At 36.1% G+C, this 13,773-nt stretch carries 13 protein-coding genes and 1 pseudogene; 13 read left to right on the top strand and 1 reads right to left on the bottom strand.

All coding sequences use genetic code 11. The features are described 5' to 3' along the window. Positions 1 to 59: 59 nt before the first annotated feature. The 13 genes and pseudogenes from mobT to EsVE80_RS12005 all read left to right on the top strand — a co-directional run bounded on the left by mobT (position 60) and on the right by EsVE80_RS12005 (position 13,300). Positions 60 to 1,244, top strand: a complete 1,185-nt coding sequence (gene mobT / locus EsVE80_RS12070) for a MobT family relaxase (protein WP_000426689.1) — start codon at positions 60 to 62, stop codon at positions 1,242 to 1,244. 283 nt (positions 1,245 to 1,527) lie between these two features. After that, the gene (locus EsVE80_RS12060; protein ID WP_001009054.1) at positions 1,528 to 1,749 is read left to right on the top strand and encodes a hypothetical protein; all 222 of its coding nucleotides are present in this window, start codon (positions 1,528 to 1,530) and stop codon (positions 1,747 to 1,749) included. Positions 1,750 to 1,808: 59 nt separating this feature from the next. After that, positions 1,809 to 2,570, top strand: coding sequence for an abortive infection family protein (locus EsVE80_RS12055; RefSeq protein WP_001565981.1), 762 nt, complete (start codon positions 1,809 to 1,811; stop codon positions 2,568 to 2,570). Between the two features lie 66 nt (positions 2,571 to 2,636). After that, positions 2,637 to 3,131: an antirestriction protein ArdA gene (locus EsVE80_RS12050; RefSeq protein ID WP_000870467.1), complete on the top strand. Its 495-nt coding sequence runs from the start codon at positions 2,637 to 2,639 to the stop codon at positions 3,129 to 3,131. 55 nt (positions 3,132 to 3,186) lie between these two features. Further along, a complete protein-coding gene (locus tag EsVE80_RS12045; protein WP_000248477.1) occupies positions 3,187 to 3,825 on the top strand; it encodes a DUF6037 family protein in 639 nt (212 codons plus the stop codon). A gap of 71 nt (positions 3,826 to 3,896) precedes the next feature. Then, positions 3,897 to 4,292: a conjugal transfer protein gene (locus EsVE80_RS12040; RefSeq protein WP_000723887.1), complete on the top strand. Its 396-nt coding sequence runs from the start codon at positions 3,897 to 3,899 to the stop codon at positions 4,290 to 4,292. Next, positions 4,276 to 6,729, top strand: a complete 2,454-nt coding sequence (gene tcpF, locus EsVE80_RS12035) for a conjugal transfer ATPase TcpF (RefSeq protein ID WP_000331165.1) — start codon at positions 4,276 to 4,278, stop codon at positions 6,727 to 6,729. Before EsVE80_RS12040 ends, tcpF begins: the two co-directional genes overlap by 17 nt. Then, positions 6,726 to 8,753 carry a CD3337/EF1877 family mobilome membrane protein gene (locus EsVE80_RS12030; protein WP_173103914.1) on the top strand — a complete coding sequence of 676 codons (2,028 nt, stop codon included), beginning with the start codon at positions 6,726 to 6,728 and terminating at the stop codon, positions 8,751 to 8,753. Before tcpF ends, EsVE80_RS12030 begins: the two co-directional genes overlap by 4 nt. Beyond that, the gene (locus EsVE80_RS12025; protein WP_000768373.1) at positions 8,750 to 9,772 is read left to right on the top strand and encodes a bifunctional lytic transglycosylase/C40 family peptidase; all 1,023 of its coding nucleotides are present in this window, start codon (positions 8,750 to 8,752) and stop codon (positions 9,770 to 9,772) included. The genes EsVE80_RS12030 and EsVE80_RS12025 overlap by 4 nt, the downstream gene beginning before the upstream one ends. Positions 9,773 to 9,788: 16 nt before the next feature. After that, positions 9,789 to 10,718: a conjugal transfer protein gene (locus tag EsVE80_RS12020; RefSeq protein WP_173103913.1), complete on the top strand. Its 930-nt coding sequence runs from the start codon at positions 9,789 to 9,791 to the stop codon at positions 10,716 to 10,718. Between the two features lie 313 nt (positions 10,719 to 11,031). Further along, a pseudogene (locus EsVE80_RS14090) lies at positions 11,032 to 11,079 on the top strand (hypothetical protein); the annotation flags it as partial. Between the two features lie 15 nt (positions 11,080 to 11,094). After that, entirely contained in the window at positions 11,095 to 13,014 is a 1,920-nt protein-coding gene (gene tet(M), locus EsVE80_RS12010) for a tetracycline resistance ribosomal protection protein Tet(M) (protein WP_000691737.1), read from the top strand. A gap of 100 nt (positions 13,015 to 13,114) precedes the next feature. Next, a complete protein-coding gene (locus tag EsVE80_RS12005; protein WP_413926387.1) occupies positions 13,115 to 13,300 on the top strand; it encodes a cysteine-rich KTR domain-containing protein in 186 nt (61 codons plus the stop codon). A gap of 57 nt (positions 13,301 to 13,357) precedes the next feature. Here EsVE80_RS12005 and EsVE80_RS12000 read toward each other — a convergent pair whose 3' ends face one another. Further along, entirely contained in the window at positions 13,358 to 13,711 is a 354-nt protein-coding gene (locus EsVE80_RS12000) for a helix-turn-helix domain-containing protein (RefSeq protein WP_173103912.1), read from the bottom strand. Between the last annotated feature and the right edge of the window lie 62 nt (positions 13,712 to 13,773).

Genomic DNA, 13,773 nt, shown 5'->3' with positions numbered 1-13,773 from the left:
ATGAAAGGTGTAAACTCAAGGGTCATAGTTTACATCTTTTTTAGATTGGAGGTTTGCGAATGGAAAACGAAAAAATTTGGATTAAGGAATTGAAAGAAAAGCGACTGGCTTATGGCGTTTCTCAAAATAAACTGGCGGTTGCTTCTCATATTACCAGACCTTACCTATCGGATATTGAAACAGGCAAGGCAGTCCCTACTCAACAGGTGAAAGAAGATTTACTGAACGCTTTGGAACGCTTCAATCCCGATAACCCATTGGAGATGTTATTCGACTATGTACGGATTCGATTCCCTACCAATGATGTGGCTCAAATTATCGGTGAGGTTTTACGTTTGAATATGGATTATATGCTACACGAAGACTTTGGCTATTATTCTTATCCCGAACACTATCGTTTCGGTGATATTGTTGTCCTAGTCTCTCATGATGTAAGTAAAGGTGTTTTATTAGAACTGAAAGGAAAAGGCTGTCGGCAATTTGAAAACTTTCTATTGGCTCAACATCGGAGCTGGTATGATTTCTTTCAAGATTGCATGGAACATAAAGGTATTTTCAAACGCTTGGATTTAGCTATCAACGATAAAACAGGGATTTTGAATATTCCAGATTTGGCAAAGAAATGTAAACAGGAAGAATGCATTTCCGTCTTTCGAAGCTTTAAAAATTATCGCAGTGGTGAATTGGTTCACCGTGATGAAAAACCATACATGGGAAACACACTTTATATTGGCTCATTAAAAAGTGAAGTCTATTTCTGTATATATGAGAAAGATTATGAGCAATACGTGAAAAATGATGTTCCCTTAGAAGACGCAGAAGTAAAGAATCGGTTTGAAATTCGGTTAAAAAATGACCGAGCCACCCAAGCCATGAAAGATTTATTGGCACATCAACAGGCGGAAAAAACAGCCTTTGAAATTATCAATCGCTATATCCGCTTTGCAGATAAAGACGACACTAAACGTCGGAGTGATTGGAAAACTAATGAACGTTGGGAATGGTTTATCGGTAAAAATCGTGGAGCATTACGCCTAACCACACAGCCAGAGCCTTATTCTTTTGAACGAACATTGAACTGGTTACATCATCAAGTCGCCCCTACATTAAAAATCGCAAGCATTTTAGATGTTCTCAACGGTACAACCATTATCTCCACCATGATTCAGGAAGCCAAACTGACAGAAAAACATGAGAAATTAATTGAACAACAACATCTAGCCATGGAGGATTTGATTACATGAGCCTTTTAACAAAAGAATTAAAGAAGTTAGGGTTTCAGTGTGGCATTGAGTTTCAAGCGTATATACAAAATACAGGGAAATATACGTCTCTCATTATTGAGGGAAAACGGCAAGCTGGTGATACCATCTATACCTATGATTTTTACAAGGTGAGATTTTATAATAATTATACCAATCGAGTAACCGTCTATGGAGAGCATTTAACCCCTTTTCAATTATTAAGGCGTGTAAAAAGCTATATCTATTATCGAGAAAAATATCTTAAGGAAAGGAGGACAATCACATGAATTTTGGGCAGAATTTGTACAACTGGTTCTTGGATAATGCACAGTCATTGGTATTGTTAGCGATTGTTGTCATTGGACTGTTTTTAGGTTTTAAACGAGAATTTTCAAAACTCATTGGCTTCTTGATTATTGCTCTAATCGCCGTCGGACTTGTGTTCAATGCAGCTGGCGTGAAAGATGTGTTATTAAACTTATTTAACCGAATCATTGGTGCTTAACAGATATTTTTCATGATAAAATAGGAAGTATATATTTTGTTATGAAAGGATTTATGAATATGTTTACAAATGATCAATTTAAATCTCTTTTAATTAAAACATTAGAAAGAAAGAGCTCTTCAAATTATTATGAAGGAGGTAACGAGATTGTTTCTAAAATGAAAATATCAGAGGTAACTTTAGATGAGACTGACGATTTTACTTATTATAAAGGATATAAAAAGGGCTGGAATACGCTTTGCACATATCTTAAAATAAGAGTTCCTTTTGATGATTTAGACTTTTTTGAAAGTCATAAAGATTTGATTACCCAGACAGCAAGCTCCATATATGATAAACAAGGTGATAATGTATTAGTGGATACTATTTTAGTACCACTTCCAGAGAATTACGAAGTAATTAACTTTAGTCAGTTGAAAATTAGTGATGTGGTTTCACAAGCTATTGAAGACGCTGAGTCTTTTATGAGTAATGGTGAATATCAACGTGCCTTTGACAGAGTTCACACTGCTTTTCATGGATATTTAATTGAAATACTAAAAAAATATGAAATTACAGTTCCTAGAGACGAAAATCTATCTAAATTATATAGTAGGATACAACAATTAATTGAAAAAGAAATTCAACCTACTGAACTTGCTGATATAGTGAAGACAACGATAAGGTCATCAAATGGAATGATTAGCTCTCTTAATGAAGCAAGAAATAGGCATTCACTTGCACACCCTAATACAAATATTATTGGAAAGAGAGAAGCAAAACTAATAATAGGTATTTCAAGTACAGTTACAGATTATATTAGCGGATACCTTGATAAGTAGCGTCATTAACTGATTGCTACTTTTTTTATGACTATTTTTATAAAAAGGATGTGATAAGAATTGGAAATGAAAGTCTATGTGGCAAATTTAGGACGGTATAATGAAGGTGAATTAGTCGGAGCATGGTTTACTCCACCAATTGATGAGGAAGAAATGGCAGAAAGAATCGGTTTAAATGAGGACTACGAAGAATATGCAATACATGATTTTGAGCTTCCTTTTGATGTGGACGAATACACGCCGATTAGTGAAATCAACCGTCTATGTGAAGCCATTCAAGAAATCGAAGGTACACCTATTTATAATGAACTCAAAGAAATTCAAGGCATGTGGTTTAGTAGCTTGGAAGAATTACTGGAAAACAAAGAGGATATTCATTGTTATAGTGATTGTGATTCGATGGAAGATGTCGCCCGTTATTACGTGGAAGAAACAGGACAGCTTGGTGAAGTCCCTTCCAATTTACAAAATTATATTGACTACCAATCTTTGGGACGTGATATGGAAATAGAGGGTAATTACCTAGTTACCTCTCATGGGGTATTTGAATATTGTCAGTAAGTTTAACAATCCGTGTTATAATTAAATTAATAAATAGCACGGAGAGGTATAAATTATGGTAAATGTATTTGAAAATCTTAAACTATTAAAACTAGACATGAAAGATAAAGGCTGGGTGATAGATTCCTTTTACTTTCGTTACAAACAGCAAAATTATATTGTACTTGTTAAGCTATTTGAAAAAGAGGAAAAAGTTCCAGAATATGCTCTGTTAAAACTAGAATTTTTAAAGGAAAACGATTTTTCAGATATGCTAGCTGTCTATGCTAATTCGGTAAAATTATATACAGACACGAAAACAATAAGAGAATATTTTGGTATCGAATACAGTAGTAACTTGGGAGATGTTTTATTTCAATTTAGCCAAACTCTTGCTCGATTTATTCCGACAGAAGTTAGTGAGAAGAAAAATGAAGACCAAAAAGAAGCCATGTGTTTCTCATTAAGTCAAAGTGATTCAGAAGATCCCAGAAAAAAATATTGTTTTTCAGTTAGAAGAAATCCTTTAAAGGGAAATGGTGAGCTGGGAAAACGAAGTCCTTTTAATGACAATAAAACGAGATTGTATAGACCCAGCTTATATGAACGATTAGGGTCAGATACCAATTTAAGTTTCAGATATTCAATGAATCCAGATGATGAAGAAACTGATGAAGGTATTATTGCAAAATGGACAAAAAATAAAATTGAATAGTTAAAGCATTGAAAGAGCAATCACCTATTTTGATTGTTCTTTTTCTATTTTTACGGAAAGGACGTGAAGACATGAAAAAAATAAGAAGTTACACCAGTATTTGGTCAGTAGAAAAAGTGATTTATGCGATTAATGATTTACAACTCCCTTTCCCAATTACCTTTACGCAAATGACATGGTTTATCGTTTCTTTGTTTGTCGTCATACTCTTTGGCAGTTTACCACCACTTTCTCTGATTGACGGAGCACTACTCAAATACTTAGGGATTCCCATTGTTCTCACTGGGTTCATGTGCCAAAAGACCTTTGACGGAAAGAAACCCTATGGATTTCTAAAGTCTATCATTACCTATGCTCTACGCCCTAAAGTAACCTACGCTGGCAAACAAATACGATTAAAAAAAGAAACAATGAATGAATCGATTACGATTGTAAGGAGTGAACAACTAGATGGCATATCCGATTAAATATATGGAAGATAATCTCGTATTTAATCATGATGGCGAAGTATTCGCTTATTATGAATTAATTCCCTATAATTACAGTTTTTTAAGTTCCGATGAAAAAATTCAAGTTCATGATAATTTCTGTCAATTGATTGCCCAAAATCGTGATGGCAAGATTCATGCTCTGCAACTAGCAACCGAATCAAGTATTCGAGCCACACAGGAACAATCGAAAAAAGAAATCACTGGACGATTAAAAGAGATAGCTTACGAAAAAATAGATGAACAGACCGAAGCGTTAATTTCTATGATTGGTGACAATCAAGTAGACTATCGCTTTTTTATTGGTTTTAAACTCTACCTCAATGAACAGGAAGTATCCGTAAAAAATGTTGGGAAAGAAATTCAAAAAGCATTTGCGGAATTCTTTCATGGTGTGAATCACAAATTAATGGGCGATTTTGTTTCTATGCCTATGGCGGAAATCGAACGCTTTTCTAAGATGGAACAGTTGTTAGAAAGTAAATTATCCAGACGCTTTCAGATTCGTAAATTGGAGAAAGATGATTTTGGTTATATTATTGAACATCTTTACGGGCAAACAGGTGTCCCTTTTGATGACTACGACTACCATTTACCGAAAAGATACGAAGATAAAAAAGTGTTGGTAAAGAAATACGATATTCTCAAACCCACTCGCTGTTTAATCGAAGAAAATCAACGCTATTTACGGATTGAACAGGAAGATACCACTACTTATGTGGCGTATTTTACAATTAATAGTATTGTTGGTGAATTGGATTTCCCTAATAGTGAAATTTTTTATTACCAGCAACAGCAGTTTACTTTCCCCGTTGATACCAGTATGAATGTTGAAATTGTCGCCAATAAAAAAGCCTTATCTACCGTTCGCAATAAAAAGAAAGAACTGAAAGATTTAGATAGCCACGCATGGGAAAGCGACAACGAAACCAGTACTAATGTGGTGGACGCTTTAGAATCTGTCGATGAATTAGAAAGTAATTTAGACCAAACCAAAGAATCTATGTACAAACTAAGCTATGTGGTACGGGTATCGGCAAAGAATTTGGACGAGCTGAAACAACGTTGTGATGAAGTAAAAGATTTTTATGATGATCTGTCTATCAAATTAGTACGACCTTTTGGCGATATGCTAGGCTTGCATAATGAATTTATTCCCTCAAGCAAGCGATATATCAATGACTATATTCAATATGTCACGTCGGATTTTTTGGCTGGTCTTGGTTTCGGTGCTACACAAATGATTGGTGAAAATTCTGGTATTTACGTCGGTTACAATCTCGATACAGGCAGAAATATTTATCTCCAACCTAGCCTTGCAAGTCAAGGAATTAAAGGCTCTGTAACAAATGCATTAGCGTCCGCTTTTATTGGTTCATTAGGTGGCGGAAAATCATTCTCTAACAATATGCTGGTCTATTATTCAGTACTCTTTGGCGGACAGGCAACCATTGTTGACCCAAAAGCTGAACGTGGTGAATGGAAAGAAACCTTACCTGATATTGCCCATGAAATCAATATTGTTAATCTCACGAGTGAGAACGACAATAAAGGGTTACTTGACCCTTATGTGATTTTAAAACTCCCGAAAGATTCAGAAAGCCTTGCCATTGATATTCTCACGTTCTTAACAGGTATTTCCAGCCGAGATAGCGAGAAGTTTCCTGTCCTGCGTAAAGCTATTCGGAGTGTAACTCAAAGCAAACAACGAGGGTTGTTATTGGTGATTGATGAATTGCGAAAAGAAGATACGCCCATCAGCAATAGTATTGCTGACCATATCGAAAGCTTTGTCGATTATGATTTTGCCCATCTGTTATTCAGTGATGGCAGTGTCACCCAATCCATTAGCTTGGAAAAACAACTCAATATTATTCAAGTGGCAGATTTGGTCTTACCCGATTCCAATAGCTCTTTTGAAGAATACACTACCATGGAATTATTAAGTGTGGCAATGCTGATTGTCATTAGTACCTTTGCTTTAGACTTTATCCACTCTGACCGTTCCATTTTTAAAATTGTTGACCTTGATGAGGCTTGGAGTTTTTTACAAGTGGCACAAGGAAAAGCTCTATCTATGCGATTGGTTCGAGCAGGACGTGCCATGAATGCAGGGGTCTATTTCGTTACTCAAAACGCGGACGATTTACTAGATGAAAAGATGAAGAATAATATTGGCTTGAAATTTGCCTTTCGTTCCACTGACCTAGTGGAAATCAAAAAGACCTTAGAATTTTTTGGTGTGGACAAGGAAGATGAAAACAATCAGAAACGCTTACGTGAATTAGAAAATGGACAATGTTTAGTTTCAGACATCTATGGTCGTGTAGGGGTTATGCAGTTTCACCCGATTTTTGAAGAGTTGCTTCATGCCTTTGATACCAGACCGCCTGTGCGAAATGAGGTGGAAGAATGACACAAAAACAAAAGAAATTTCTTCACTATAGTTGGATAACGCTCCTTTGTGTGGGCGTTATTTTACTTTTATTAGGCACGCTGGGCAATGCAGTACAAGCGACAGGCTTAGTTGATGAAACCATTGATACAAGCAATGAATACTCCAAGTATGGTTTGAATCAATATCAGCTTGATTATTATGTGGACAATAGCTGGGGCTGGCTTCCATGGAATTGGAGTGATGGCATAGGACAATCGGTGATGTATGGATTGTATGCCATTACTAATTTTATTTGGACAATTTCTCTTTATCTATCGAACGCCACAGGTTATTTGGTGAAAGAAGCCTATGCCTTAGATTTCATTAGTCAAACATCCCAAGCAATTGGCGAAAACATGCAGACGATTGCAGGCATTACACCGAATGGCTTTTCCAGTTCAGGGTTTTATGTCGGTTTCCTCCTTCTTTTTATTCTCATTGTTGGAATCTATGTTGCCTATACAGGATTGGTTAAGCGAGAAACGACGAAAGTGATACGAGCTGTTTTAAACTTTGTCGTGGTGTTTATTCTATCGGCTTCCTTTATTGCGTATGCACCCGATTATATTGCGAAAATCAATGATTTTTCCAAAGATGTCAGTACCGCCAGTCTGAATATTGGGACAAAAATTGTTCTTCCTAACACGGATAGTCAAGGGAAAGACAGTGTGGACATGATACGTGACAGCTTATTCTCTGTTCAAGTAAAGCAACCATGGCTATTGCTTCAATATGGCTCCACTGATGTAGAAGCGTTAGGGGAAGAACGTGTGGAAAGTTTATTGTCTACCAGTCCAGATACAAACAATGGTGAAGATAGAGAAAATGTAGTGATTGAAGAAATTGAAGATCATGACAATACCTATTTAACCCTACCGAAGACGATTTCCAGATTAGGAACAGTCTTCTTTTTGTTTGTATTCAATATTGGTATCTCGATTTTTGTTTTCCTTCTAACAGGAATCATGATTTTTTCGCAAGTGCTATTTATTATTTTCGCTATGTTTTTGCCAATCAGTTTCCTATTAAGTATGTTGCCGAGTTTTGATGGCATGGGCAGGCATGCCATTACCAAGTTATTTAATGTGATTATGACAAGGGCTGGTATTACCTTGATTATTACCGTTGCCTTTAGTATTTCCACTATGCTTTATTCGCTGTCAGCAAGTTCTCCCTTTTTCATGATTATGTTTTTACAAATTGTGACCTTTGCAGGGATTTATTTTAAACTGGGCGATTTAATGAGCCTATTCTCTTTACAAAGCAACGACTCTCAAAACATGGGCAGACAAGTGTTTCGCAGACCTCGTCAAATGATGAATCGACAAACCAGAAGATTTCAACGCAGTATGAGTAAGATTTTTCGTGGAAAAGCAGGGTCAACGAAGCAAAAGACAATGACAACAAAGCAGAATCAAACCAATAAAGCTAACCATACTCGTCAAAATGAACGGACTACACCAAAGAAAGAAACAGCACTTTCCAATGTGAAAAAGCAACAAGGCGGTATCGGGCAACGATTAGGTGAAAAGACAGCCCATGTATTGGACACGAAAAATCGTCTAGTCAATAAAAGAAAGCAGGCAAAACAACAGATACAGGCGACACCAACCCATGTCAAATATGCCCTTCATCAAGGAAAAGAGAATGTCACTCATAATGTAACAGACTTTAAACAATCTATGGCAGATACCAAAGCTCAACGCAAACAACAGCGTATGAACCAGCAGGAGCAAAAACGAAAGAACATTGCTCAAAAGCGTTTGGAGCTGGATAAAGCAAAAGAAAAAAGACGAAAAGAAAACCCATCATCTCCTGTTCAGAATAACCAGCAGCATGTTCGCAAGCGTCAGCAAACCGTCACGCCTGTTTTGTCACAAAACACTAAACGTGAAAATCATCAGCGACTATTGAAAAAAGAGCAAAAACAAAAGACACCACCGAAGCAATTCAATCAGAGGAAGCTAAATAAAAGAACGGATAAGCGAGGACAACAAACATGAAGCTAAAAATAACAGTGATTTGTAGTGTGGTCTTCTCTCTCTTCTTTTTTCTCTTATTATTCCTAGTCATTTTCTTTGCAGATGATACGGACAGTGGCGAAAACAACAAGGATTCTTCTATTCCACAAGGCGGTGTGACCGTTTCACCAGAAGTGTTGGCACACCGTCCGTTGATTGAAAAATATGGTAAGGAATATGGGATTGAAGACTATGTTTCTTATATCTTAGCCATTATGCAAGTGGAATCGGGCGGTACAGCAGAAGATGTTATGCAAAGTTCCGAATCTTTGGGTTTACCGCCCAACAGTTTGAGTACCGAAGAGTCCATCAAACAAGGGGTTAAATATTTCAGTGAATTATTAACCAGTGCAGAACAACAAGGAGTGGATATAGATTCTGTTATCCAATCTTATAATTATGGCGGTGGCTTTTTAAATTATGTGAGGAGTCATGGGAAAAAATATACCTATGAATTAGCCGAACAGTTTTCTAAAGAGAAGTCGGGTGGTCAAAAAGCAGACTATCCCAATCCCATAGCCATACCTGTGAATGGTGGTTGGCGATATAACTATGGAAATCAGTTTTATGTTCAGTTGGTTTCACAATACCTAACCGACACTTCCCCAACAGAATTTGATGATGAAACCGTGCAAGTCATTATGGACGAAGCCTTGAAATACGAAGGGTTTCCCTATGTCTTTGGAGGGGCGTCGCCTACCACCTCTTTTGATTGTAGTGGCTTAATACAATGGGTGTATGACAAAGCTGGCATTTCTCTCCCTCGTGTCGCCCAAGATCAGTATGACGCTACGCAAGAAATCTCTATGGAAGAAGCCCAAGCAGGCGACCTTATCTTCTTTCATTCAACCTATAATGCAGGCACATATGTGACTCATGTGGCGATATATTTAGAGGGAAATCGCTTTTATCATGCAGGCGACCCAATCGGTTATGGCGACTTAAGCAGTCGTTATTGGCAAGACCATCTGATTGGGGCTAGACGTGTTATTCATAACTAAGAAAGGAATGAATCAAATGATTATAAAAATCGAGCGAAAAGAAAAGAAGGAGAAACCAAAGAAATCTAAAAAACCGAGCAAGCAAAGAAAAGTTCCGATGATTAAAGTTGGCACGCATAAGAAATTAACCTTTGTTTTATGGGTTTTATTGATTGGTAGTGTCGGATTTGGAATCTATAAAAATTTTACTGCCATTGACACTCATATTGTCCGTGAAACAGAAATCATTAAACAGCAGATTGTCGATACCAACCAAGTAGAAAGTTTTGTGAAATCCTTTGCGAAAGACTACTTTTCGTGGCAACAATCCCAAGAAGCCATTGATAAACGAAATGAGAAATTGACCCATTATTTGACGGAAGAATTGCAGGTATTAAATGAAGAAATGATTCGTAAGGATATTCCTACTAGTTCTAGTGTGAACGATATACAGGTGTGGCAGGTTTCTCAAGTGAATGAGAACACCTTTGAGGTACTGTTTTCTGTTGAACAAGTTATTACCGAAGACAAAGACAAGGAAACTATATCGTCTAGCTTTCATGTGGTTGTCCATATAGATGAATCAGATAATATGGTTATTATCAAAAATCCGACAATGAGTAAGAAACCTCAAAAATCGGACTACCAACCCAAACAGCTAGAAAGTGACCATACAGTAGATACAGAAACGATGGACGAAATCATTAGCTTTTTAGAAACGTTCTTCCAGCTCTATCCTACCGCCACAGAAAAAGAATTGACTTACTATGTAAGTAATCATGTGTTACCTATGATTAACAAGGAATATGTTTTCGAGGAATTGGTGAATCCTATCTTTACCAGAAAAGATAACCAAGTAATCGTGAATGTCGCTGTGAAATATTTAGATCAAGAAACAAAGGCAACCCAAATCTCGCAATTTGAGTTGATATTAGAAAAACAAGATAATTGGAAGATTGTAAAATAACAAATATTGGTACATGATTACAGATACTTTGTAATCATGTACTCTTTTTGATAAAAAATTGGAGATTCCTTTACAAATATGCTCTTACGTGCTATTATTTAAGTGACTATTTAAAAGGAGTTAATAAATATGCGGCAAGGTATTCTTAAATAAACTGTCAATTTGATAGCGGGAACAAATAATTAGATGTCCTTTTTTAGGAGGGCTTAGTTTTTTGTACCCAGTTTATGAATACCTTTATCATGTGATTCTAAAGTATCCAGAGAATATCTGTATGCTTTGTATACCTATGGTTATGCATAAAAATCCCAGTGATAAAAGTATTTATCACTGGGATTTTTATGCCCTTTTGGGTTTTTGAATGGAGGAAAATCACATGAAAATTATTAATATTGGAGTTTTAGCTCATGTTGATGCAGGAAAAACTACCTTAACAGAAAGCTTATTATATAACAGTGGAGCGATTACAGAATTAGGAAGTGTGGACAAAGGTACAACGAGGACGGATAATACGCTTTTAGAACGTCAGAGAGGAATTACAATTCAGACAGGAATAACCTCTTTTCAGTGGGAAAATACGAAGGTGAACATCATAGACACGCCAGGACATATGGATTTCTTAGCAGAAGTATATCGTTCATTATCAGTTTTAGATGGGGCAATTCTACTGATTTCTGCAAAAGATGGCGTACAAGCACAAACTCGTATATTATTTCATGCACTTAGGAAAATGGGGATTCCCACAATCTTTTTTATCAATAAGATTGACCAAAATGGAATTGATTTATCAACGGTTTATCAGGATATTAAAGAGAAACTTTCTGCCGAAATTGTAATCAAACAGAAGGTAGAACTGTATCCTAATATGTGTGTGACGAACTTTACCGAATCTGAACAATGGGATACGGTAATAGAGGGAAACGATGACCTTTTAGAGAAATATATGTCCGGTAAATCATTAGAAGCATTGGAACTCGAACAAGAGGAAAGCATAAGATTTCAGAATTGTTCTCTGTTCCCTCTTTATCATGGAAGTGCAAAAAGTAATATAGGGATTGATAACCTTATAGAAGTTATTACTAATAAATTTTATTCATCAACACATCGAGGTCCGTCTGAACTTTGCGGAAATGTTTTCAAAATTGAATATACAAAAAAAAGACAACGTCTTGCATATATACGCCTTTATAGTGGAGTACTACATTTACGAGATTCGGTTAGAGTATCAGAAAAAGAAAAAATAAAAGTTACAGAAATGTATACTTCAATAAATGGTGAATTATGTAAGATTGATAGAGCTTATTCTGGAGAAATTGTTATTTTGCAAAATGAGTTTTTGAAGTTAAATAGTGTTCTTGGAGATACAAAACTATTGCCACAGAGAAAAAAGATTGAAAATCCGCACCCTCTACTACAAACAACTGTTGAACCGAGTAAACCTGAACAGAGAGAAATGTTGCTTGATGCCCTTTTGGAAATCTCAGATAGTGATCCGCTTCTACGATATTACGTGGATTCTACGACACATGAAATTATACTTTCTTTCTTAGGGAAAGTACAAATGGAAGTGATTAGTGCACTGTTGCAAGAAAAGTATCATGTGGAGATAGAACTAAAAGAGCCTACAGTCATTTATATGGAGAGACCGTTAAAAAATGCAGAATATACCATTCACATCGAAGTGCCGCCAAATCCTTTCTGGGCTTCCATTGGTTTATCTGTATCACCGCTTCCGTTGGGAAGTGGAATGCAGTATGAGAGCTCGGTTTCTCTTGGATACTTAAATCAATCATTTCAAAATGCAGTTATGGAAGGGATACGCTATGGTTGCGAACAAGGATTATATGGTTGGAATGTGACGGATTGTAAAATCTGTTTTAAGTACGGTTTATACTATAGCCCTGTTAGTACTCCAGCAGATTTTCGGATGCTTACTCCTATTGTACTGGAGCAAGCCTTTAGAAAAGCTGGAACAGAATTGTTAGAGCCATATCTTAGTTTTAAAGTTTATGCACCACAGGAATATCTTTCACGGGCATATAACGATGCTCCCAAATATTGTGCAAATATCGTAAATACTCAACTGAAAAATAATGAGGTCATTATTATTGGAGAAATTCCTGCTCGATGTATTCAAGATTATCGCAATGATTTAACTTTTTTTACAAATGGGCTTAGTGTTTGTTTAGCAGAGCTAAAAGGATATCAGGTTACCACTGGCGAACCTGTTTGCCAGACCCGTCGTCTAAATAGTCGGATAGATAAAGTAAGATATATGTTCAATAAAATAACTTAGTGCGTTTTATGTTGTTATATAAATATGGTTTCTTATTAAATAAGATGAAATATTCTTTAATATAGATTTGAATTAAAGTGGAAAGGAGGAGATTGTTATTATAAACTACAAGTGGATATTGTGTCCTATTTGTGGAAATAAAACAAGACTACGAATACGAGTGGATACTATACTTAAAAATTTCCCTTTATACTGCCCCAAATGTAAGAACGAAACTTTAATTAATGTTCAAAAAATGAATATAATAACAATCAAAGAGCCAGACGCCAAGACGCAGAGCCGATAATTTGAGAAATGAAACTCTCATCTTATCGGCTCTTTTTGTTTATCTGAATTTTACTGACTAGCCTTCAATATTTCTTGCTTCATTGATACCTTTTGCTAGTGCTTCCATTAAGGATAGTTCTTTGTCTGTAAAGCTATCCATGTATTTTTCTACCTGTAACCTTCGAGTGCTTTTAATCAAATTATCTGTAGGTAAGAAAAATTCATCAATAGATACATGGAGTAATGATACAAGATCATACAGCACTTGTGTACTTGGGTGTTGTCCTTTGTTTTCTATATTTGTTAAATAACGTGGGTCAATTTCAATCATTGTTCCCACTTGTTCACGAGTGAGACCCCGTTTCATTCGAGCCTCTTTAATCGCTAAACTAACGGCTCTAAAATCGTATTTATCTTCTTTTTTACGCATACTAAATCACCTCTATACATTTTACTGTTCCTATATAACCATAAACAGGTATAGAAAAACAT

Origin of the sequence: Enterococcus saigonensis (genome assembly GCF_011397115.1) — a bacterium.
GTDB classification, from domain to species: domain Bacteria; phylum Bacillota; class Bacilli; order Lactobacillales; family Enterococcaceae; genus Enterococcus_C; species Enterococcus_C saigonensis.
Note: the sequence above shows the minus strand (reverse complement) of the source record. Positions and strands in the feature narration are given on the sequence as shown.